The sequence below is a fragment of the Gaoshiqia sediminis genome (assembly GCF_025907915.1).
GTDB lineage: Bacteria > Bacteroidota > Bacteroidia > Bacteroidales > Prolixibacteraceae > Gaoshiqia > Gaoshiqia sediminis.
Map to the genome: position 1 here is coordinate 102,142 of NZ_JAPAAF010000003.1, position 23,893 is coordinate 126,034.

Below are 23,893 nucleotides of genomic sequence, written 5' to 3' on the forward strand. Positions count from 1 at the left end.
ATTTTTTTATCGGTTGTACGATTGAACGCACAATCATGTCCATTGCAATCCAAAGATTTTAGTTCTGCGTTTATTTTTTCTTTGCTTCGCGAACCCTTTCTTCCCATTCTTTACTCAGCGTCTTCAGGTCGTATCCGCGGGCCGACAAATAATTGTTGATCCGGCCTTTGTACTTTCCGAACCAGCCGTGCTTTTCGTCTGACGAACCGGCATCCATGGCATGGTCGCGGGCTTCCACCAGCCAGTCATAAATTTGTTGCTTTTCTTCCTGCGTCAGGTGGGGGATCATCTCCTGGTATCCACCATAAGTAATGGGAAGAACCCCGTAAGTCATCCCATTTTTTACACCTTCAATTTGTTCGTCGTTCAGCTCTTTGGACAAGTTTTTCAAGTACAGCTTGTGCAATTTGGCCAGATCTTTATCTGCCTTTTTTTGATTTTTTTCGATTTTGGCTGTAGCGGCTTCCTTGTCCTGAATTTGCTTCTTCAGCTGTTCCTTGGCTGCTTTGGTTCCGTCATGAATACCGTTCAAATCGTAATATTGCTGGGCAATTAAGTCGCGTACCCGGGCAAATTTGGCTTCATCCTGAATATTCAGGTCCTTGACAATTTTTTCGGCCCGCTTGCTTACCACTTCCCAGTAAGCTTCGTCGGCATGTTTTTTCGTTGAAGCCATTTGTGCAGCCACCTGGCCCACCATCAACAGAAAAAGAACGATTGTTGTTAAAGCTATTTTATTCATCACTTTGTATTTTTTATTTCTGAAAAATTGATTTTAGATAGGCTACGTTGGCCCCGAAATTTCCGCGTACATCGTGCGGATGATTGGCATCGCGCGAACGCTCAACCAGCAACCATCCACTCCAGCCCATTTTGTCAAGCACTTTTTTTACTTTCTTCATATCGATCTGAGGATCGTTTTGCAGCCAAACACCGTCTTTGTTGGTGCAATGGATCTGGGCAATCCGATCCTTTCCCAAAATTTCGAGCTCACGGTAAAGGTCGCGCCCGGCTGACAGTGGATTCGAAAAGTTGAAGCTGATCTGAATGGCAGGTGAACCAATCTCGTTGAGCAGTTCTACTTCTCCCGATGCATCCAGGTCGGTTTCAATGGCGATAACCACACCGGCAGCTTCGGCTTTTTCAGCCACCACCTTCAGCCGCGCCACGATGGCTTCGCGCCGTTCGGGATATTTTTGCAAATCACCTTCCACTCCCATGGGCAAAAAGCCCACTTTCACGCCCATCAGCACCATTGTATTGATGCAGTCCTGGACGGTAAGGTCAACCCCTTCGCGGGTAGGGAACGACTGCGAGTAAAAACCGGTCATGGCCAGCGAGCTGATCTCGAGCCCCAAAGTGCTAGCTGTATCCAGATACGCTTTGCGTACCACCGGATCAATCAGTTTGTTGGCAAAAGTCGGACGGTTACCCAGTCCGCCCATATCCACTTCTACCCCATCGGCGCCCAGCTCTTTGGCAAGCGGGAAAGCGCTGATTTTTTGGCGTTTCAGGATCATCAGATCCACCACGCCAATTTTATATGGCTGAGCCTTTTTCTTTTTTATCTGAGTGGCCGCTAACTGATTTGGAACCAGGATTAAAACAAGGCCAAGCACAAATAACAACCTCAGGTATAACTTGTTTCTATTGGATATGGTCATGATTTCTGAAATCAGATTCTGTTTTTTTTGGCTTTTCAGACAGCATCACAAACGGTTATCTGCCTGACATTTTTTACGTACGACTATTTTCCGATAGTTGTACCGGAAATAAGGGGGCTAAAAACTTTTACAGAAAGGGTCATTCTTATAATTTATTTCAGGATCTTCCATCTGATCCGTCAACCCGACACATGTCCTGAAACAAGTTCAGGATGACAGTTATAAAAGCTTTTTAGTTCCCCTATTTTCAAGCGATCAACCTAATTCTACAACAGACCGTCTTTTTTGTCTTTCAGCGTGTCGTAGTTGTTTCTCAGGTCTTGCCAGTTGACACGCGTTCTTGGATCGATGCCATTGATATACTTTTCAATGTTGGTATATCCGTCACCGTTCAGGTCGCCATTGGCATCCGAAGGATCGTTCGGATTCAGTCCGTATTGCTTTTCCCAGGCATCCGGCATACCATCTTTGTCGGTGTCCACATATGGAGTTCCTTTGTATTCAGGGTAACCGCCCACTTGCGAAACATCCGTGATAATTCCCATTTTGTAAGAATCTTCGGGCAAACGACGATGTTTGAACTTAGGCACATCCTTCGTGCTAACTTTTTTCTCATATTCAATCACGCCCGTTTTTACAACGCGTGAAATACGCTGGTCAACCGGGTCGCGGCGCGGCAAGGTGGCGCCGGCATTATCCAACACGTAACCGAAAGCATCGGTTGTTGGCATGATGGTCAGGTAGGGCATATCGAACGGACGGTGCCAGTAAACCATTTCTTTATAGGCGCCCAGGCTGTCGGCCAGCAAAGTTTCGGCATAGCGATTATCCGGGTCCTGTTGGTCTTCGAGCTGGATACCGCCTGCCCAGTTGTCGTTGGTCACTTTTTCGTTTCCTTCAACAATGTTTCCGTGTACGTAAGCTTTTCCGTAAACCCTTTCTTTCAGGGTACTGCGTCCCGATTCGGGTTTCAGGATACGGTATCCTACCGGACGGTCAACCGGAGTAACCGGACCAGGCTTGAAGTAGTTATTGATGATGTTGTATTTGGCTGTGTAGTCGCCACCATCCACCGAACGGTGCATCCAGTTAAAAACAACGTTGTTCACAAAGTTGAAGGTACCGTTCCAGCCAATCGACGGGTTACGGCCCGTGTTGTTGGCCCACAGGTTACGGATGAACGAGCAGTTTTCGCCGCCAAGGGTACTGCCAAACGAGTGGTTCCAAGTATCCAGGGCTTCGGAGAAGATAGAATTCTGGATGGTAATATTCACCGTTGGCAATTTGAGGTCGGCTTTCCCGGTTCCTTCATTCCACATGTGGCGGTAAATCGACATGTTTTCGTCCAGGCCCCAGCTTGCCGAAACGTGGTCGATCATGATATTGCCCACGGGATTTCCGCCAATCGCATCGTCGCGACGGCCCACCCAGGTTTCGCCACGGCGGAAGCGCATGTGCCGGATAATGACATCGTGCGTGTTGATCCAGAAACTTTCGCCTGCCAGACAAACACCGTCGCCCGGGGCGGTTTGTCCGGCAATGGTGATGTAAGGAGCACGAACAATGATTGGACGTTCGAGTTTGATGATACCCGAAACATTGAACACCACGATACGGGCGCCACCGGTTTCGCAAGCTTCGCGCAGCGTGCCAGGACCGCTATCGGCCAGGCTGGTCACTGTAATTACTTGTCCGCCACGGCCACCAAACGTGTACATACCGCCACCTTCAGCACCCGGGAAACTAGGTATATCGGACTGTGGCAAATCACTTGGACGACCAGCCCAAGGGATGTACGGGCGACCTTCAGCCGCTTCTTTTTCAACAATAGGAAGTGCTTTTTCCCAGGCAACATCCGATAACCGGTAGGTTTCGTCAATCAGCTCCTGCGAAGCTTTTTTGTCTTCGTCTGAAATGGTTGGGTATTGTGCCTGAACTGATGTGATTGCACCAAGCATCAACAAAACACAAATCCCTGTAATCTCTCTAAACTTCATATCTTAATAATTGTTAATGGGTGATTCATTAAAAAGCGATAGCAGGAAATTCCTGCTATCACCCATGATTCTTTATTCTGAAATTATTCAGCTAACGGATCAAAAGTACCCGGATTACCGTAGTAATCATCCCATCCAATAGTCTGAAGCAAGTAAGGTGATTGTTTCATCACATTTTCTTTCAAACCAAGGAAGTAGTACTTGCTAAGGTAAGTAACCTCGAAGCGCGGACTTAATGGATCCAACTGGTCGTTCTCAATACGGGCCAGGTTGGTACCGTAGAAGTTGTCAAGTAATGCAATTTGAGCTTCAAAGTCTGCATCAGCGGCATTCGGGTTAACAGCAATTCCGGCACGGGTTACTAAGGTTTCATTGTAAATTGGGCTTAACGGGTTAAACACATCGTAACTTAAACCCGATTTACTGGCTGTATAAATTTCAGGTTTAACTCCAAGGATGATACCGTGGTGACGTTTTCCGTTGAAAGGTTCAACACCTAAACGAGCGCAGGTATTGTTATTGATGGTAGCATCATCGTTCCAAAGCATCCATCGTCTCATGTCCTCAAAGCGTCTGCCTTCGTAAGCAAATTCAATCTGACGTTCATACAAGATTTCACGGAACAAACCATCGCGGTCCAAACCGGCAGGAATACCGTAGTTGCCGTCGGCGCCGGCAGGAATACCCACGCGGTTGCGGATAGCTTTCAACCCCTCATAACCTTCATTCAAATTGCCAATCCCTACCGCAGCTTCGGCCAGGTTAAGCACCACTTCTGCAAAACGCATTTCGATATAAGGAGTTGCAGAACGTGAAAATTTATCAGTAGCACTAAATTCAGCAGCCGGGTTTGTACGCTTACGAACATACACGCCTGTATTCACACGACCGGCATATTCAGCAAACCCTTGTCCCTCTTTCCCGGAAATAAACGACGCATCATCTTTAAACCATTGATAGCTCCATACCGTGTAGGCAGCGTCTTGTTTGTAAGGCCAAACAACACCATTGAAGGCAAAGGTACGATAGAAACGCGGATCGCGATCTTTGTAGAACTTCAATGGATCGTAAGTAAAGTCCGTACTTTCACCCGGACGTTTTCCGTCTTTCATCGGGAACAAGTCAACCATTTCGGCTGTAGCTCCGTAACCACCGTTACCTTGGGCTTCTTTCGGGCGGGCACTTTGTTCCCATCCATTATTCTTTTTATACGAATCGGTCGTAACGGTATTGTGCAATACCGTAATAACTGCTTCGCTTGTTTTGGGAGTCACAAAAATCTTCTCCCACTTTTCAGCACGGTTACCGGTGCCGTCAGCCAATCCAAAGCCATTGGCTTCGAGCAACTGTTTGGCAGCCAGGTTGGCATCGTAAGCAGCTTGCCAGCGTGCGCCATCATCATTCCGATTGAACAATGGACTGGCATAAGTTAACAGCACGCGACCTTTCAGGGCAGCAGCAGCCCCCGAAGTAATACGTCCCCAGTTGGCATCGTTCCATGAACCTGGCAAACCAGCAATAGCAAGATCAAGATCTTTTATGATTTGCTCAATACATTTTGCGGTTGAACTCCGCGGAACAGCCAGATCAGATTGAGTAATATCTCCTTCACCAAGAATAGCATTCTGTGCTGTCAGCACGATAGGAACACCACCATAGGTATTTACCAGCTTGGAATAGTGCCAAGCCCTCCAGAAATAGACTTGTGCTTTCAGTGGAGTTTTTTCATCTTCTGTTAACGTCCCATTATCAATATTATCCAGGAACATATTGCATTCGCGGATAAAAGCGTACGGTCCAGAGGTACTTTTCGAAAAGAAATAGTCATTAACATTGCTTTTGGTAACTTCCGAAAGCTGTGTAAACTTCGATGAACCGACAAATTCTTCCGTCGATTTGCTGAAATCATCTGAACCACCGGTTGTACCGCCAGGCAATGACAAGTAGTAGATGTAATCGACTTTGGCCTGTGCTGTCTGTACATCGTTGTAGATTTCTTCGTTGAACCCGCTAAAGTCCTTCTTTTCTACCAGGAACTCATCGTCGCAGCCTGTAATCAGGGGCAACAACATCATTCCCCATAAACTTTTCTTAAAAATATTTTTAAGTATCATAGCAATATTCTGTTATTGGTTAAAATGAAAGGTTTACACCCAAAGTTACCGAACGCAGCGTTGGATAAGCACCGTAGTTGCTGAAGGTGTCCATAAATTTCTCCGGGTATGGGTTATGGAAGCTGATCAGGTTCATACCGGTCAGGCTAAAACGGCAGCCATCGATGTTCAGTTTGTTCAACAAGCTTTTTGGTAAGTTGTAGCCCAACGTTACATTTCTCAGATGCATATTGAACGAATCGATTTGCCAGAAGTTGGAAGTTACGCTGTTGAATGTGCTTTGGTACATGTTCGGATATTTACCGTCCACGTTTCCGGTTCCGGGAATCTCAGCACCATCGGCATCCAAAACCGGCAGGGAGAACATGTCGTTCCAGAACACAGGAACGTTGGTATAGTCAGCACGTTTTTCATTTACATATTTGGCTGTTCCTGGTAATTCGGAGAATCCGCCCCATGAAGCTGCAATTTGTGCAGTCAGGCTCAGGCCTTTCCAGTTACCGCCAAAGTTCAGCGAAAATCCGTATGGATTACCCGATTTTTTCGACAGCTGAATCATATCTTTATCATCAATGATTCCGTCAGGTCCGGCATAAGAACCGTCTTCGTTCTGTTCTCCCCGAACATCGCGGTAATACAACATACCCGGTTTCAAGTTATCCACATTGTTGTTAAATACACTTGTAATATTGTAGTCAGCGACATACGCGTCGATGTCGGCCTGTGTGCGGAACATGCCCAGACAGTCGTATCCCCATTTACCCCGGTCAACCGGCCCGTCAGGATATTGATCATTATAACCAATGATGGCTGGCCAGTCTTTTTTCCGGTAGCGGGTATCACTCCAACCGGTATTCAGTTTCACAAAATAGCTGGCATCCGAGCCGATTTTATCTTTCCAACCTACAGAAATTTCAATCCCGTAAGCATCAATGGCGTCATAGTTTTCGGCAGCCAGGTTACCACCAACAGTTACCGGAACCAATGCATCACGTTGTGTCAGCATTTCCGTGTTGCGGTCAAAGTAACCGTCGATACTGAACGACAATTTGTTATCCAGGTACTTACTGTCGATACCCAGGTTATATTTGGTACTTTTGTCCCAAGTGGCATTGTAGTTGGGAGCAGCTTCCATTTTGAGGCCCCAGCCGATGTTGGAAGAAGTACTGGTTCCAAATACAGCGCCTTTATTATTTTGGTAAGTATAACGCTGTCTCCATAACCAAGCCTTGGTATTATCTTTACCCAGGAACCCAATAGAACCACGAATTTTCAGGAAGTCAATCCAGCTAACCCCTTCAAAGAAATTTTCTTCGGAAATTACCCAGCCAGCAGAGAATGACGGGAATGTTCCCCAGTAGTTTACCGGCGCAAATTTGGTAGAAGCATCCGAGCGGATCAGGAACTCGAACAAATACTTATCGGCATATGAGTAGTTAAAACGACCGATATATGACATCAAACCGGATTCAGTACGGGTGGTTTGTCCATCGGGAGACCCGGTTGCTGTATTGGATTGTCCGTTTGTAAATGATAACACATCATCTTTGTAGTAGCGAACAGTTTCGGTTTCGGCTTCCGATTTTTCCCAGGAATACAGGGCGCTGATATTGTGCTTGCCGAAAGAGCGTTCATAAATCGCGTACAGGTTCAACTGGTAACTGTCGGAACGAACACCGTCGCGCAACAAGCGATTACCGTTTTTAACCGTGTAAGTTTTGGCCGAACCGGCAATGTCGCCTTCATACAAGTGACGACCGGAACCTGAACGTTCGGTAAAATAGTAAGCCGTATATTGAGAACCGTTCTGATTGTATAGATTGGTGCTAATCCCTTTTGAATAGGCCATTTTCAGCTTCAAGCCTTTCAGCGCTTTGCTCCAACCAAAATCGTATTCAACCGTTGTATTCAACCGCATATTGGTTGGTTTGTTGTGCTTGGTGTCGCCCAGGCGCTCAATCTCAAAGAAGTTGTAACGGATAATATCATTGTCCGTTCTGTTGTTTAACGGGCCATAACGCATGGTCGGCAATTGCTCCCCCGTAGGCATTCCATTTTCATCATAAACGTTAACATAAGCAGGAACGTAATAGGGAGTTGTCAACAGTGTGCTGTAGTCATTTTCGTCAACCTCACCACCAATTTTGTTGAAGGTTTGCTTTTTTTCACCATAATCACCCGAAACCTGCAAAGCCACCTTCAGGTTCGAAGACACCTTAATGTCGGCGCCAGCACGGTAGTTCCAGCGTTCATAGTCCAGTGAGCTCAGGTTACCATCCTGGGTGAAGTAAGAAATACCGGCAAAATAAGTTGCATTTTTCGAACCTCCGCTCAGGTTTACGTTATGCTTCATACTTCCGCTTGAAGTCCATGCATCTTCCAGCCAGTCATAATTCAAGTCTCTCATGGTCTCCAACTCATCAGCCTGGAAAAAGTCGTATGTTGGATTGGATGTTTTGTTTTTTCCGCTGGGGCCCATGTAGCGGTTGTAGAAAACACCGTAATCGTAAGCGCTCAACATTTTTGCACGCGAAGTTTCGTCGTTGAAGGTAAATTGGCTGCTCACCGAAATTCTTGGCGCGCCTTCTTTACCTCTTTTGGTTTTCACCAGTACAGCACCTTGCGATGAACGGGCACCGTAAATAGCCGCTGCAGCATCCTTCAGAACCGAAATACTTTCAATTTCGTTCGGGTCCAGGTTGTTAAATGCAGTTTCGTCGGCCACGAAATCATCGATCACGTAAATCGGGCTGGTTGTACCGCCATCTTTTGAAAGAGTAAACGGGCTACGGATAGTTAAGGTCGCTGCTACCCCCGGACGGGTTTGACCACCACTTACGTTAAGGCCGGTCACTGTCCCCTGAAGGGCAGCTCCCAGGTTACCCACCGGAAGATCTGTAATTTCCTGCGGATTTACGGTTGAAACAGCGCCGGTCACGTTTTTCATTTTTTGGGTACCATAACCAACAATCACCACTTCGTCCACTTCTTCGAATGCCGATTCGAGGGTGACCGAAATGTTGGTTTTACCGGCAACGGGTACTTGCTGCGATTTCATGCCCACAAACGAGAAACTCAGGATCGCGTTGCTGTCCACATTGGTGAGGGTGTAATTCCCGTTCACATCAGTGATGGTGCCGGTTTGGGTACCGTCAATCACCACGGTAACACCAGGCATGGACTGGCCGGCTTCGTCAGTTACCTTACCGGTTACAGTAATCCGTTGTTGCTGGATACGGGTCGCTTCTTTGGCTTGGTCAGCCGTCAGCAAAATCATTTTATCGTTGAAAATTTTGTACGAAATGTTTTGCTTGGCAAACATTTCCTGAAGAAGTTCATCGATGGTTCCGTTTTCCACATTCACACTTACACGGCGGCTTACATCCACCTGCTCATCCTGAAAAAAGAACCGGAATTCGCTTGATTCTTCAATTTCCTTCAGCACATCAATAATCTGCCGATTATTCAGATCGAAGGAAAACTTAGTTGCCTGCGAGTAAACCGATGCGGAAACCTGCATCAGTCCTAAAAACAGGATCACAATTGTCAGTTTCATTTTGAATAATAATTTACGCAGCATCCCTTGCGGAGGGAAGGCCGCACTTTCACATTTTTTCATAAATTCGTATGATTTTAGTTTATAAATGGTGTTACAGCACCGTTTCATTAAATTCTTTCAGCCGGTTAAATGTTACAGCATTTGCCGGCTTTTTTGTTCTGTCTGTACGTTTCACTCTTTTTTTATGACTTTCATAGCTTTTTAAAGATTTTGATAGTTTGGTCTGTTATTTCATACCTGATTGGTAAAGTATGCTGAATAATTTCCAGGATTTCCAGAATCGTTTCATTTTTGATGGTACCGGAATAGTGGTACTTCAAAATATCTTTATCCTCCACCAGGATGTCAACCCCATACCGGCGTTCAAGCAACACGATCAGGTCGCCCAAGCCCATGCGGATGAACTCCAGCCGGTTTTCTTTCCAGGAGGTGTAAAGTTTGGTGTCCACTTTTTTTACATTCACTGATTTCTGCTCCAGGTTGTACACCAGTTGTTCGCCCGGGTTCAGCAGTATTTCACTGCTCAGGCGAAGATTCCCGGTTGAAACAATCCGGACCGCTCCTTTTTCCAGGGTGGTGGCAACAGTATTTTCGGAACTATACGCTTTTACATTAAATTCGGTGCCCAGCACCCGAACATCATAAGTGCCAGTATGGACGGTAAACGGCTTCTTCTCGTTCCGGGCAACCCGGAACCAAGCTTCGCCATCAAGAATTACCTCACGCTGATTAGCCTGTTGATCAAAGGCATATTTCATTTCTGAACCAGCATTCAGAAACACTTCGGTTTGATCGGGAAGAATTATTTTTGAAATCGATCCATGAGGAGCTGAAGCTGTAATGTAAGCCGGAGTTTGATCGGTTGCCTGATAAAATAAAATCCCTCCGATAAAAATGCCGATGACCAAAACGGCGGCCAATTGAGCAACTCGGTTCCAGTTTACACCTGTTATCCTTTTTGTCTCTTTTTCTGTTTGTTGGGTATTGGCAATAAATTTTGCCCATTCTTTTTCTGTTTCAGCCTGTTGCGAAGCATCGCGCAGAGCCACTTCCCATAAATCCTTTACCTCGGCAAAGTAACGGGCATTGGCTTCCGACCTGCCCATCCAGTCTGCCAGCTCTTGCATGCCGTGCTCATCCAACTCCCCGTCCAGATAGGCTATGATTTTTAATTTTATTGATTTTGTCGCTTCCATACTTTTGCTTTCCATTGCGAAGACACTTCACTTGCACCTTACCCTACCACCAGAATTATTTTTTTTAGAAATTTTTGAAAAGAAACAAAATCAGCACACTCATATACTCGGTCAGTTCGGAACGAAGTACCCGCATGGCTTTAGCAATATACTTTTCTACCATCTTCACTGAAATCCCCATGTGCTCAGCAATTTCCCGGTTGCGAAGATCTTTTTGACGGCTAAGCACGAACACTTCGCGACATTTCTCTGGCAATGCACTTACTACTTCCCTGATTTTTTTATCCAATTCCAATTCCAGCAGACTATGGAACGGATTATTAAAATCGGTATAAACTTTCCTCTCTTGGGCATCAATTTGTCCAACAAGCCGGTCGTGTACCGATTGCCTAATATTCATGTGGCGGAAGTGGTTGAGCGATCGATTGCGCACTGCCTGAAAAAGATAAGCTTTAGGAGAAGCTTCAATAGTTAAGGTTTCGGATTTTTCCCATAGATTCATGAAAGCATCCTGCACAATGTCCTGTGCTGTTTCCATGTCGCCGGTAAATTTGCAGGCAAATAGCGTCAACCGTCCATGGTATTGGAAAAATAATTCCCGGTACGCCTCCAGGTCGCGCCTCTTTAAACCGATTGCTATGTGCTTGCTGTTTCCGAGCATGTTCCTATTTTAACACTTTAAACTGAAAACTCTCTTGTACCAAGTCTTCCTTGATACGGTCAACCATGAAAGACATCTATTAAAATTAGCATTGCCAAGATTTACACCGTCCAAATGTAATCGTTTACATTCACATATCAAACTAGGCACAAAACTTTTAACACAATCTGTTTTCGTTGATCATGTAATCGTTTTTAACACAATTGCTTTACAATTTTCGGAAGTCGGAAGTATGCTTCTAAAACACATTTCTCATCCGGTAAATCAAGATGGTAACAGACTATGAGATTTTAATGCCCGTTGAAAAGAACATACAGTCCGATCATAACCACAATCAGGGCAGCCCACAGCCACAAAACTTTTCGGTCGGGTCGGCCAAGGTCGCCATAGTCGAAATGGGGCCGGGCTTCGACCTCTTTTTCAGAAAGTGAGATCAGAAAAGTAAGCACAGCCAGAAAAACAAAGATGAAAAAAGAAAGAAGCAGAAAATGGGGCCAGAAGGTATATTGCTCTTTCGGGAATATCCAGAGATAGAAAATCCCGGTGCCAATACTGATGATTGTTCCAACCGATAAGGTGAAATTGACCGCCCGGGTAGTGGTGCGTTTCCACAAAACGCCGAACAGGAACACCACAGCCATAGGCGGAGCTATGAAACCCAATATTGCCTGAAAGATATCGAATAGGTTCAACCCTTTGATGCTGTCGATAGCCAGGGTGAGCACAATGGAAATAGCAGCGCCCAACACGGTGACAATCCGGCCAATCGTAATGATTTGTTTTTGGGTAGCATCGGGTTTATGCTTTTTCACATAAATGTCCATGGTAAAAACAGTGCTCAGCGAGTTGAGCGCCGAGTCGATGGTGCTCACCAGCGCGGCAATCAGCACGGCCATCACCATCCCGATCATTCCGGAAGGAAGCAAACGCGTTACCATGGTCATGTAAGCTTCGTCGGGATTTGAAAGGTTCGGGAACAACACAAAGCAGGTGATCCCGGGAATGATGAACAAGGCCACATCCAAAATTTTGAGCCAACCGGTAAAGTTAGCGCCCAGCTGACCTTGCTTCAGGTTTTTGGCTCCCAGCACCGATTGAACCATCGACTGGTCGGTACACCAAAACCAGACCCCCATTACCGGGTAGCCCAGGATGATGGCCAGCCACGGATAGTTCGGATCATCAGCCGGGAGCAATAAGTTCCAGTAATGCGAAGGGGTATTTTCGAAAATGGCCATAGGCCCTCCGGCTTTTACAACTCCAACAACCGTGAGTATCAATGAAACAGCAATCAACAATCCCATCTGGAACACATTGGTGTAGGCAATGGCTTTCAACCCGCCGGCAATGGTAAAGAAAGCAGCAATCATCACCAGAATGATGACTGATATCCACAGCGGCAAATTAAGAATCTGCCCCACCAGGATGCCGCCGGCAAACAAGGTTAAAGCCAGCCACGAAATCAGAATGGTGATCAGCGTGTACCAGGCCAGGATATTGCGGGTGGATTGCCCAAAGCGTTTGCCCATAAACTCGGGCAACGTTTGAACATGCGCCCCCAGGTAACGCGGGGCAAACACCATGGCCAGCAAAAAGATAAACACAAAAGCATACCAGCCGAAGTTTCCGGCCACCACACCGGTCGTGTATCCAATACTGGCAGAGGCAATCAGCATGGAGGGCCCCACGTTGGTTCCCCACATGGTTAGCCCGATGCTTGACCAGCCCAGTGAGTGACCGGCCAAAAACAGGTTTTCGCCTTCCTCGCGTTTTTTAATAAAGCTGACCCAGTAGCCAATGCCAATGAGTACCACCAGATAAATGACAACGACAATAAAATCGATGGGTTGTAAAAAACTATTGATGCTCTCCATGTTGTTTGTTTAGAATGATTAGTCAGGTTTATAGTTTGAGTTTTAAAACGAAATGTCTTTCAGTAAATCTTTGATTTTTACCGGTAAGCCGGTTTTCAATGAAAGTTGCATGGCCTTCAGCACTGCAATGGTGCCGATGCCTTCTTTCAGGTCGGGATATGCCGTTTGGCCGCTTTCCAAACAATCGGCAAAATATTCGAGGTAATTCTGGTACTCGCCGGCGTGGTGCGATTTCCCTTCGAAACGGAAATAATATTTCAGCTTATCTTCGAAAGTGATTAGTTTTTCCTCACCGGTTTTATCGGTGATGGCATAGCGAAGGTCCATGTAGTCGGCCTGGCTGCACCCTTCTGTACCGCGGAGAATACAGGTCATCTCGCTTTCGCGGCTGGTGGGCTGGATGGGACACGAATACGTTCCGCTCACGCGGGCAATGCGCCCGTCGGCAGCCTTAAAGATAACGTGCATGGTATCTTCATTTTTCAACCCGCCACCTGCCCCGTTGGGGCTCAACATGCCGTAGCCCATTACTTCATCCAGGTCGGGCAGGTACCAGCGCACCAGGTCAACCGGATGACTCAATCCGCCAAATAACCACATAAAACTTTCCTGCAACGACCAGCGTTTGCCCAAAAACCAACGGTGGTCAGCATTATACTGGGCTTCAACCGTAACCAAGGCACCAATCTCTCCTTTTTCAAAATCGGCCCGCTGACGTTTCATGGGTTCAAAAAAACGGGAGCTTTGTCCTACAAATACCTTTTTGCCCGTTTGTTCCGAAACCGCCAGCAATTCGGCAGCCTCATCCAGCGAATCGAGCAACGGCTTGGTGCAAACCACATGTTTGCCATGCTGCAAGGCCATTTTAATGTGGGTAGCATGAAGGTGGTCGGGCGTATAAATGCCAATGACATCAATCTCCGGATCATCTATCATGTCCTGATATTCAGTTGTATAAAGTTGGAAATCGAACTCTTTTGCCCGTTGTTTGCAAAGATCCTCATTCCTGTCGCAAATCGTACGCAACTCCCATTTTTCACTCTTCAGGGCTGCCGACATAGTGCTACGCCCTTCTCCCAATCCTAAAATTCCTAATCGAAGCATATTAAAAAAGTTTCAAGTTCCAAATTCCGAGTTTCAAATTGTCCAGTTATCCAATGACCAGTAACCGGTAGCCAGAAGCCAGTTCTTACCGGTATTTCTCCACAATTTTCAACGCCGTATCAATATCCTTTTCCGATTTGAAATCGACATTGATGTGCAGCCCCTGGTTGCCCACATTATCCAGCAGCGGTTCCAGTTCGTCCAGGGTTACCCAGTTGGCCATCACCGATTTGCCTCCGGCCAGGATGCGTTTGTAAAGGTTGTACCAGCTGGGATCGCCGCCCTGCGGCTGCCCCACCCCGGGTGTCCACTGGATGGCGTTGAGTTCGTCAATTTCGAGCAAAGCATCCAGGTGGCGCTGAGCATCCACTCCGTCCAGGTGATAAAGCGTGTAGTCAATTTTCCGGCATTGCTCCCAAATATAGGGCTGCACAAAGCGCCGGAAATCTTCTTCGGAAATCATGATGGACAGGTCACATTGAAGCTTGGAAACCTTGCCAGGCCCCCAAATCGAGAAGTAGCAAAATGCCATTTCATCGCCCTCGCGGATGATGTTGTAGATGCGGTCGAACACCTCGAAATAGACATCGTTTACTTGCTGTAACTGCTGCTCCAGCCCGTCGGGGTCCATGATCATGTCCATCATCACTTCGCTGGTTCCTCGAATGCTGGCCAGCACATCCAGTCCTTCCACCAAATCGGGGCAACCCACATAGTAGCGGTTGGCCGAGTTTGCTTTGCAGGCTTTCAGCAAATCTTCGTGCAATTTCCAGTATGGGTCATTTTCATTAAACGTGAGGTTCAGCTCTTTGCCTTCGACATGTTTGATCCAGATAGTATCCTCGCCGCCATCGAGCACCGCACCCATCATGGCAGCCAGTGATCCCGGCCCCAGATGCGTATTGGCCACCGGCAAAATGTCGGCCTTAAACGAACTGCGCGACAACTGATAATGCAGGTTTTCGGCCCGCCATTTCGGGTCGAACCACAATTGATGCAAATCGCGGGCCAGTGCGGGCGGAGGCACTACTTCATGCGGGGCGCCATCTTTTTGCAGATGTTCCCACATGCTCAGCACAATGCCTTTTCCGTTCCACCAATCGATATATCTTCTTTGGGATTCTTCCCAGTTGGTTTTCCAGGTTTTCATTTTCGTTTCAAGTTTCGGGTTTTAAAATCCAGGTTCCAGATTCCAAGTTCCAAGTTTCAAGTTTCAAAATTAAAGAGTGCCAGTTTCTTCGGCATTGGAAATCGATCATTCAATATTGATTATTTAATTGACAATTAATGTTTTCTAACCAATGGTTCTCCTTCATTATTGGTTGATCTTCCCATTCCATAATTCCGTCAAAATGCTGTCTGCTATTCCACGATAGTTTTCATCAAATTTCAAAGAAACAGTTTTTGCCAAATCTATCTCATCCGTATTGCTAACAGGGTGCGGGTAAACCGGGATTTGTACGCCCAATTTCACCCAAACCGGCATTTCATCCAGCGGGCACTCAAAATCGTTCAGCCAGCAGTTTCCTTCCGTTATTTTTCCACTGAACAGGTTCACCCAGGTTCCTTCGGGCAAGTAAATATCACGCGTGTTTTTGCTGTTCATCACCGGGACTACCAGGAAATCGTCGCCGAAATAATACTGGTCGTCGATGTGCCAGCACATCTTATCATCGGGGTGATGAAAAATCAAGGCCCGCAATACCGGGAAACCTGTTTGGGTTGTCTTTTCGCTTTGTTCGAGCAAATAGGGGATCAGTGCATAACGCAGCTTCAACCACTTGCGCACGATTCCGGCAATAGCGGGATATTCGTACGGTTCGCGTTTTGAGGTGCCATGATAACGGAGGTGCGAAGAGAATACGCCAAACTGGGTCCAGCGAACATACAGATCATCGGGAATGACCGAGTTCATAAAATCGGGCACCCCGTGAAATCCGGGTACATCGTGGCTCCAAAACCCAAAGCCCGACAAACCGATGTGCAGGCCACCTTTCAGCGAACCGGCCAGGCCATCCCAGGAGCAGGCCGAATCACCTCCCCAATGCAGCGGGTAACGCTGGCAACCCGACCATCCGGCGCGGGCCCAAACAATGCCATCGCCGGTAATTTCTTTCGTGACTTCGAATGCCGCTTTTTGGTATAGCAACGCATACAAGTTATTCAGCAGTTCGGGCTTCATGGCATGATATTCCGCATCCAGGTGAATGTCTTCCCCAAAGTCGGTTTTTATGCAAACCACGCCCATGTTTAACAGGTTGCGAAGAAGTTCCTTGTACCATTCCACCGCTTTTGGGTAAGTAAAATCGATGGTTCCGGCATAATCCAGCGCGCTGAAATTGGAACCGCCCTGCTTTTCCGTCTTTTTCAGGATGCACATGTATTTGTTTTCCAACGCCTCGTCGTGCTGCTCGGCTTTGGCAGCAATGTACGGCATTTGCCATAAGCTCACCTTAAAACCATCATCCCGAAGTTTGCGGATGAACTTTTCCGGTTCGGGGAATCGCTCGGGGTTGAACTTCCACTCGCACAGCCAATCGGTGCGGAACCAGCCGGTATCGAGGTGGATCACGTCGCAGGGAAAATCTTCCTGTCGCAGCCGGGCGCAGATTTGCTCCACTTCATCCGCCGAAAAATAGGTCATGCGGCTCATCCAGGTGCCGAAACTCCAAAGTGGCAACATGGTGGGAAAACCGGTAAGGCGCCGGTATTCGTACAGAATTTCTTCAGGAGTATCTCCGCCGATCAGGAACACATCCATTGCCGGTTCTTCGGTAAGCAACTGCACCGAGCGGGTGGAATGGTCGGCCAGCGAAAACTTGCTGGGTGCCGTGGTGTACATAAACAGGCCATACATTCGGCTCGACAGGTAAAACGGAATATTTTTGTAGGTACGGCGGTTGTTCACTCCTTGCCCGTCCTGGTTTTTCAGTTGAAACGTGTGCCCCGACAAATCCATTTTCGTGAAGCGTTCGCCGGTACCGACAAATTTTTCATCCGCTTCGGCATGAAACGACATGGTAGTGCGACGCCACTGTCCTTCCCGCTCCACACAAGCCAGCGCAAAAGCATCGTGGCGGGCCGGGAAAAACTGGTCGTAGGCGCTCAGTTCAACTTCCTTTTTCCCATCGGGCAGGAAAGTCATTTCCAGCGATTCGCGCGGAGGCGGTAGCAAATCGCTCCAGTGATCAATAGCGATCGGTTGCCGGTTGTGTCGGGCCCGTATCGTTCCGTTGGAATCCTTAACCAGCCATTTGTCTGCGTGCTTTTCAACTGACAAAGCTACAATTTTCAGTTCCGGGTCAATCGCCAGCATTTCCGAACCGGGCATGGACTGACCATCAAAAGCCACCGACAAGCGCAGTATTTTTTCGCCATAGGCCCTCAACCGCAACTCAAAGTTTTTGCGGTCAACGGTCAGGTCAGGATTCACGTCGTTTCCGGGCAGTTGCTTTTGAAATGGAATTTCAAAAACCACATCCGTCCCGTCAACCCGGGCATCAACGGGCATGCAGGTTTTCCACAAGCTTTCTTCGCCCAAACGGTTGGGGTCAAAGTCCAGAAAGTCGTAGAGTTGATAATTCGTTTGTTTCATATTCTGAGTGAATAATCATTTTAATAATTGAAAGCCAGACTACTGTATTTTCAGGAAGTTGAAACCGATTGGCCCGCCTTCCATTAATTTAAACCGGATGGTATAGGTTCCGGCGTTGATGGTAGTATGTGTGTCGGTGCGCAGGCTTTTCAGCTTTTCGCCCGATGGCAAAAATTCCAGCGGCCCCTGCCACATCACCCTTCCGTCGCGGCTCAAAATACTCATTTCCACCATCAGCGATTTTTCTGTCGGGTTCAAATAGCGGATTTCCAGCCCGTATTTTGAAGCCAGGCCAACGGAAAATTGCCAGCTCACGGCATCATTTTTTCCGGGAAGAAGTATGCCTTCCTTTCCGGCCAATTCGGTTTTCCGGCTCTTGCCTGCCAGCGTGGCATCCTCCACCCGGTACGTCACCGTTTCGCGCAGGTCGATGGCATCGTCCAGCTTGGTCACCGGAACAGCCGCCAACATCATCAGCCTAAATTCACCTTCATTCGGGAATTGGACTTTTTCACCAGTAACAAACCGCTTGCGGTACATGTGCCAGGTAGTCCCTCCGTTTTGGTTTGTTTTTACAATTTCAGGATGGTTTTTAAACCCAGCAGGCGCTTCTACAGAATCCTTCAGCGCGAAATACAGGTCTGCATCGGCATTGATTTTTAGCGATTTTAACTGGTCTGATAAGAAACCATCTTTGATTGCCGGTTGCAACCACTCCGCGCCGTACAACTCGGAAGGAAGGACGGCAAAACGCAGGTCAGCATCCGCAAAGCATTTATCACCAGTGTTGAGCCATGTTTTGGCAGCAAACACGCCCGGCACGTTTCCCGACAACAACCTTTCCGAAGCCGTGGCGGGTGATATCTTTTTATCGGCAGTGGAAACAGCAATAGCGGAAATTACAGCCTGCCCGGCATCCACTTTCGGGAAAGAGATTTTAAGCTTCCCCCCGGTAGCCGTTGCTTGAAGCGTTTTTTTCAGCATCCGGTTAACCCCCGCCTCGCTCCAGATGTCCAGCTTTTTAAGCATCACTTCATCGTTTACCGCCACATCGAACAAGCGCCATCCGCGGCAATCCAGTCCGCCGCCTTTACCATACCAGGGTTCCGTAAAGAACAATTCGACCTGGTACTCGCCATCGGGCACCGGAAACTCGTACGAAAGTTTATGTCGTCCGTAGCGGTAGCTCTGTAAAAGCGGCCAGTCGAGCGTGCCCTGCACCGGATCGTACGACTGCCGCTGGCTGCCGTAAAAGGCCGGAAGCCCATCGTAATCGTCCGTCCACGAGCCAGAGCCCCACGATTTTTCATCCGATTTCCGTACATCGGCCATCCAGGTATGGCCGTCTGCATCAACATAGTCTGGACCGCCGCAATTTACCCGGTACAGGTAATTCCGGTCAGTACCGGAGGTCAACGGTTCCGCCTTTCCTGCCAGCGCTTCAATGCCCTCGGCTACCGGCAAATGGTGCAATACGATGTAATCTTCGGCCACCTTTTTACCGTTTACATATCCTTCGGCATACAAAACATTCGTTTGAACATCCACTTCATTCCAAACAAAATGATTTCCCTTGCCGGGATTTGACTTTCGTCCGAATGAACGCGATTTCAACCCATTGAACAGTTCCACTTCATCGCAATTGGAAAAGACCCGGATACCGCTTTTCACGCCGGGTTCGAGCCAACGATCGGGCCAGCTGTGCGACACGATGTAAACCATTGGTTCGGTTTTTTTGGGCGCATAATTGGCCCGGTACATATACCAGGAATCCAACGGTTCGCCCCAGATGGTGATAATGCCTTTATAATTGACCGGTCCCAGGCGATCCAGCTCGCGCATGCCTTCCCCGCCCTGCGTTCGTCCGGGGTTTTCGTGCGAGGTGAGCAGCCAGTGGTACTGTCCGCAACATTGATCGCTAACCGATTCGGCCAAACGAATTTTAGATTCCATCAGCAGGTTGAAACGGTCTTCGCTGTAAATGCCGTTCTGGTCGAATTCGCCCTCGGTGTGCAAGTCGGCGCTTCGCCAGGCGCCATATTCCCCGTTGAGCAACTGCCTGGATATTTCTTCGGCATACAAATCGGGGTTGCCGCCATAGGTGCCCGACCAATTCTGAATGACATTCCAGTCGGTGCCGGTGCCCCCATTGCAAGTTGTGATCAAACGCTGACTGGATGCCGTTGGGTCGAGCTGCCGGATGAGGTCGGAACATTCTTCAGCAAAATCGGTGGGCAGGGTGCTTTCGTTCTCGAGCCCCCACAGAATAATGGAAGGACTGTTACGTCGTTCCCGGATCCAGTCGGTCATCAACTGTTTAAAGTTTCGGCGGAAGTCCGGATTGTCGAACCAGATGTGGGCGGCCATTTGCGGCCACCACAAAATACCGTGGCGATCCCATTCGGCTTGATAGCGCAGGTTGTGCGGCTGGTGGGCATCGCGAAACGAATTGTAGCCAGCAGCCAGCACCTGGTCCACGCGGGCCTGCACCTGTTCATCCGAAAAAGCATGGCTCTGCCCGATGAGATGCTCGTACTCGGCCGTTCCGTTGATAAAAACCGGCTTCCCGTTCAGGTAGAAACGATTGGTGGGGTTATCTCCAAAGATGTCCCATTTAATCCAGCGAATGCCGTACGGAGTTTTCAGCTCATCCACCAACCGGCCATTTTCATACAGCTCGGTGTGGACGGTGTATAAATACGGATCTTCGAGCGCCCACAAACGCGGATTTTTCAGCGTGTTGAATGATTGCCGAACCGTGTCCATCTGTCCGGCCGCCAGACGAATTTCTTCTTCAACACGACTAAAGACCTTGCCTTTATCGTCTTTCAAACTATTCACCACCCGGATGGAAACTTCATTTTGCTGATAGTTTTTCACCTCCGTGGTGAGGTGGAGTGTCGCTTCTTCTTCCGAAATGTTTTCATCATTCCAGATGTGTACGCCAAACGGCTCGATGCGCACCGGGTCAGTGACGATCAGATGTACAGGGCGAAAAATCCCCATGGGTTGGCTTCCTTCCGAAAAGCCCCACTCCGGGCTGCAACCGCCGCACACCCAGGGCAAATCCCGAATGTCAGCCGGGTGATCGGCACGAACGGCCAACACGTTTTCACTTTCAGGCTGAATAAAATCGGTCACATCCAGGGTAAACGAGGTACGGCCTCCGGCATGATAGCCAATCGAATCGCCGTTCAACCAAACCGTTGCATACGAGCCAACGCCTTCGAACCAAAGAAAGTACCGTTTGCCTGGCTGCGCCTGGTCCACGCTGAAGGTTTTGCGGTACCAGGCATTACCGTGACGGTTTCCGTGGCGAAGACGACGGTAGCCCCCGTAATCGTCCCAGTTGTGGGGGACATCCACTTTTAGCCAGCCGTCGGTGGCAAAATCCGGCTGTTGAAATCCGGCAAATGCTGCCGAAGACGAATCATCGGCAACCGTGAGCCAATCCGCATTCAGCAATTGCTGGCGGCGAATGTTCGGTTGCTCCGTTTGGGAACAGGAGAACAGGCTCCCCGCCAAAAAAATCATTAAAAACAGGTGTAAACATTTCCGGCTGCACCGGCCCAAGTTCTGCATCATCATTCTGCCTTTCTCTGGTATCATTATTTTTTCAGTTCAAAAGTGTAGCTCGTCCCGGCTTCGGTTTGAAAGTCGTAGAGGAAGGTTTTCGGTGTTTTCACGCCCTTTAGTTTTGCCTTGGATGAAATCAGCGGGTCCTTGATTTCATTGAGCTGATAAAACGGGTTGGGATTACTTCCTTTTGCAGCCACCAAGGCAGCGCCGTCAGCCGACTGAACCGGTTGTTTCACCCGGATGCGGCAGTTTCCGCCCAACGACGAGTGAATAGTGAATGTTTTTATTTTGCCGTTCTCCCAGCTTAAGTCCACCTCAAAGCCGCCACGTGCTTTCAGCCCTTTGATTTCTCCTTTCTGCCAGCGATCGGGCAAAGCAGGAAGCAGGAAGATGTTGCCATCGTAACTTTGCATCAGCATTTCGGCGATGCCGGCTGCACAGCCAAAGTTGCCATCAATTTGAAAAGGCGGATGGGCATCGAACAGGTTCGGATAGGTACCGCCCGATTCCTTCCCCCGGTTGTTGCGTAGCGATGGCGACAGCTGATCGCCAATCATTTTCAGCGCATGATTACCATCCAGGATACGGGCCCAGAGGTTCACCTTCCAGCCCATCGACCAGCCGGTTGACTCATCGCCCCGGTAAACAAGCGAATTACGAGCGGCCTCGAAGAGTTTCGGGGTAAGGAAAGGCGAAATTTGATTGCTTGGGTGCATCGCGTACAAATGCGAAACATGGCGATGTTTGTCGTCCACGCGGTCCCAGTCTTTGATCCATTCCTGCAGCTGGCTGTGCTGCCCGATCTGCATGGGCGGCAGACGATCTTTGGCCGCAGCCAGCGAGTCCGCAAAAGCCTGATCGACCTCCAACATTTCCGAGGCCCGAATCACATTCGAGAACAGGTCGAACACCAGCTGGTTGTCCATCGTGTTGCCCACGCCCACGTTGATTTTGGGCAGGTAAGCATTCTCGGGCGATACCGAAGGACCGATCACCAGCCATCCGTGCGTTGGTTCTTCAATCAAAATATCGAGCAGAAACTCCGCCGCCCCTTTCATGGCCGGGTAAGCTTCCTGTAAAAAATCTTGATTACCGGTGTACAGGTAATGCTCCCACACATGCTGGCACACCCAGGCGCCACCAGTGGGCCACAAGCCCGAGCGCGCCCAATCGATGGGACCTGTTACGCGCCAGATGTCGGTATTGTGGTGAAGCACCCAACCACGAGCGTTGTAAAGCTTGCGGGCAGTTTCCTGTCCACTTTGCGAAAGCTCCTTCACCATCGTCAGGAAAGGTTCGTGCAGTTCCGACAGGTTGGTCAGCTCTGCCGGCCAGTAGTTCATTTCAGCGTTGATGTTGGTGGTGTATTTGCTGTCCCAGGGCGGAGTGACACGGTCGTTCCAGATGCCTTGCAGGGTCATGGGCTGCGTGCCCGGCTGCGAGGCCGAAATCATCAGGTAACGGCCAAACTGAAAATACAGACTGACCAGTTGGGGGTCGTCGCCCTCTTTAAATTGCTCAACGCGCTCGTTGGTTGGCAAAGCTGCGGCGGCGGTTTCACCCAAATCGATGGATACCCGGTTGAAATAGCGGTGGTAAATCGCTTCGTGTTTGGCTTTGGCCGCGTCAAAATCATCGTTCAACGCGGTTTTCAACATGGAAGAAGCCGTTGCCAAACCGTCTCCGCTGATGTCATTATAATTCTTAAAGTTTGAAGCGATAGAAATGTAAATTGTGGCCTGGTCGGCATCTTTAATCTCCAATCCTTTTTCGTTTAGCGCCAATTCGCCGCCCTGTAAAACAGGCTTCACCAGCGCTTCGAAGCGAACCTGGCCCAGTACGCCTTCGTGGTCGTCGGTAATGCCCGAGAGATGAATAGTCGAGTCTTTTTCAAGCATGATGCGACTGCGCAAATCACAGTTCAGGCCCAGGGTACAGTTGATTTTTCCACCCTGCCCGGCAGTCAGCCGAACCATGATGGCTCCGTTGTCGAGCGAAGCCATGTACTCGCGGGTGTAGGTTACGCCGTTCAGCTCGTAAGTCACTTTCGACGAGGCATTGGCGATGTCGAGCTCGCGGTAATAATTTATCACCTGCTCGTGCCCGGGGAAAGTCAGCCACAGATTGCCGACCGGTTGGTACATCATGCCGCTGTTTAGCGAAAGCTTTTCGGCATTGGCCAAATCATCGGTTTCCTGGTACTTCCCTTCAAAAAACAAGTCAACCAACTTTGGAAGCAAGGCTGCCTTTTCGGGGTTTACATTGCTGTTTGGCCCACCCGACCAAACGGTTTCTTCATTTAATTGGATCTGGTCAATGCCGGTGGCGCCGTAAATCATGGCCCCCAGGCGACCGTTCCCGATGGGAAGCGCCTCGTTCCAATTGGCAGCAGGCTGTTGATACCAAAGTTTTAGTTTTGTCGTCGTTTGTGCCGACAGACTGATTGTCAGCAAAACCAGCGGTAATAACCATATTTTCCGAACCATCTCTTTTTTCTTTACGATCATATCTATCTTTTTTACGGGTCCCATTCCTTCCTAAACGCAAATC

At 48.5% G+C, this 23,893-nt stretch carries 13 protein-coding genes; all 13 read right to left on the minus strand.

All coding sequences use genetic code 11. The annotated features are described in order from the left end of the window. Window positions 1–70 precede the first annotated feature (70 nt). Window positions 71–742: a DUF3826 domain-containing protein gene (locus N2K84_RS03610; RefSeq protein ID WP_282590410.1), complete on the minus strand. Its 672-nt coding sequence runs from the start codon at window positions 740–742 to the stop codon at window positions 71–73. A gap of 13 nt (window positions 743–755) precedes the next feature. Then, window positions 756–1,664, minus strand: coding sequence for a sugar phosphate isomerase/epimerase family protein (locus N2K84_RS03615; protein WP_282590411.1), 909 nt, complete (start codon window positions 1,662–1,664; stop codon window positions 756–758). Window positions 1,665–1,930: 266 nt separating this feature from the next. After that, the gene (locus tag N2K84_RS03620; protein ID WP_282590412.1) at window positions 1,931–3,661 is read right to left on the minus strand and encodes a pectate lyase; all 1,731 of its coding nucleotides are present in this window, start codon (window positions 3,659–3,661) and stop codon (window positions 1,931–1,933) included. Window positions 3,662–3,744: 83 nt separating this feature from the next. Beyond that, window positions 3,745–5,775, minus strand: a complete 2,031-nt coding sequence (locus N2K84_RS03625) for a RagB/SusD family nutrient uptake outer membrane protein (RefSeq protein WP_282590413.1) — start codon at window positions 5,773–5,775, stop codon at window positions 3,745–3,747. A gap of 19 nt (window positions 5,776–5,794) precedes the next feature. Beyond that, entirely contained in the window at window positions 5,795–9,331 is a 3,537-nt protein-coding gene (locus N2K84_RS03630; protein WP_282590414.1) for a TonB-dependent receptor, read from the minus strand. Between the two features lie 194 nt (window positions 9,332–9,525). Continuing rightward, window positions 9,526–10,530 carry a FecR domain-containing protein gene (locus tag N2K84_RS03635; protein ID WP_282590415.1) on the minus strand — a complete coding sequence of 335 codons (1,005 nt, stop codon included), beginning with the start codon at window positions 10,528–10,530 and terminating at the stop codon, window positions 9,526–9,528. Window positions 10,531–10,594: 64 nt separating this feature from the next. Further along, the gene (locus N2K84_RS03640) at window positions 10,595–11,191 is read right to left on the minus strand and encodes an RNA polymerase sigma-70 factor (protein WP_282590416.1); all 597 of its coding nucleotides are present in this window, start codon (window positions 11,189–11,191) and stop codon (window positions 10,595–10,597) included. 290 nt (window positions 11,192–11,481) lie between these two features. After that, window positions 11,482–13,065 (minus strand): sodium:solute symporter, encoded by a 1,584-nt coding sequence (locus tag N2K84_RS03645; protein ID WP_282590417.1) that lies wholly within the window; start codon window positions 13,063–13,065, stop codon window positions 11,482–11,484. Window positions 13,066–13,107: 42 nt separating this feature from the next. Continuing rightward, window positions 13,108–14,169: a Gfo/Idh/MocA family protein gene (locus N2K84_RS03650; protein ID WP_282590418.1), complete on the minus strand. Its 1,062-nt coding sequence runs from the start codon at window positions 14,167–14,169 to the stop codon at window positions 13,108–13,110. A gap of 85 nt (window positions 14,170–14,254) precedes the next feature. Continuing rightward, entirely contained in the window at window positions 14,255–15,319 is a 1,065-nt protein-coding gene (locus N2K84_RS03655; protein ID WP_282590419.1) for a uroporphyrinogen decarboxylase/cobalamine-independent methonine synthase family protein, read from the minus strand. A 165-nt stretch (window positions 15,320–15,484) separates the two neighbouring features. Then, window positions 15,485–17,764: a glycoside hydrolase family 31 protein gene (locus N2K84_RS03660; RefSeq protein ID WP_282590420.1), complete on the minus strand. Its 2,280-nt coding sequence runs from the start codon at window positions 17,762–17,764 to the stop codon at window positions 15,485–15,487. 39 nt (window positions 17,765–17,803) lie between these two features. Beyond that, window positions 17,804–21,298 carry a malectin domain-containing carbohydrate-binding protein gene (locus tag N2K84_RS03665; protein WP_282590421.1) on the minus strand — a complete coding sequence of 1,165 codons (3,495 nt, stop codon included), beginning with the start codon at window positions 21,296–21,298 and terminating at the stop codon, window positions 17,804–17,806. A 74-nt stretch (window positions 21,299–21,372) separates the two neighbouring features. Next, a complete protein-coding gene (locus N2K84_RS03670) occupies window positions 21,373–23,850 on the minus strand; it encodes a glycoside hydrolase family 95 protein (protein ID WP_282590422.1) in 2,478 nt (825 codons plus the stop codon). Window positions 23,851–23,893 lie beyond the last annotated feature (43 nt).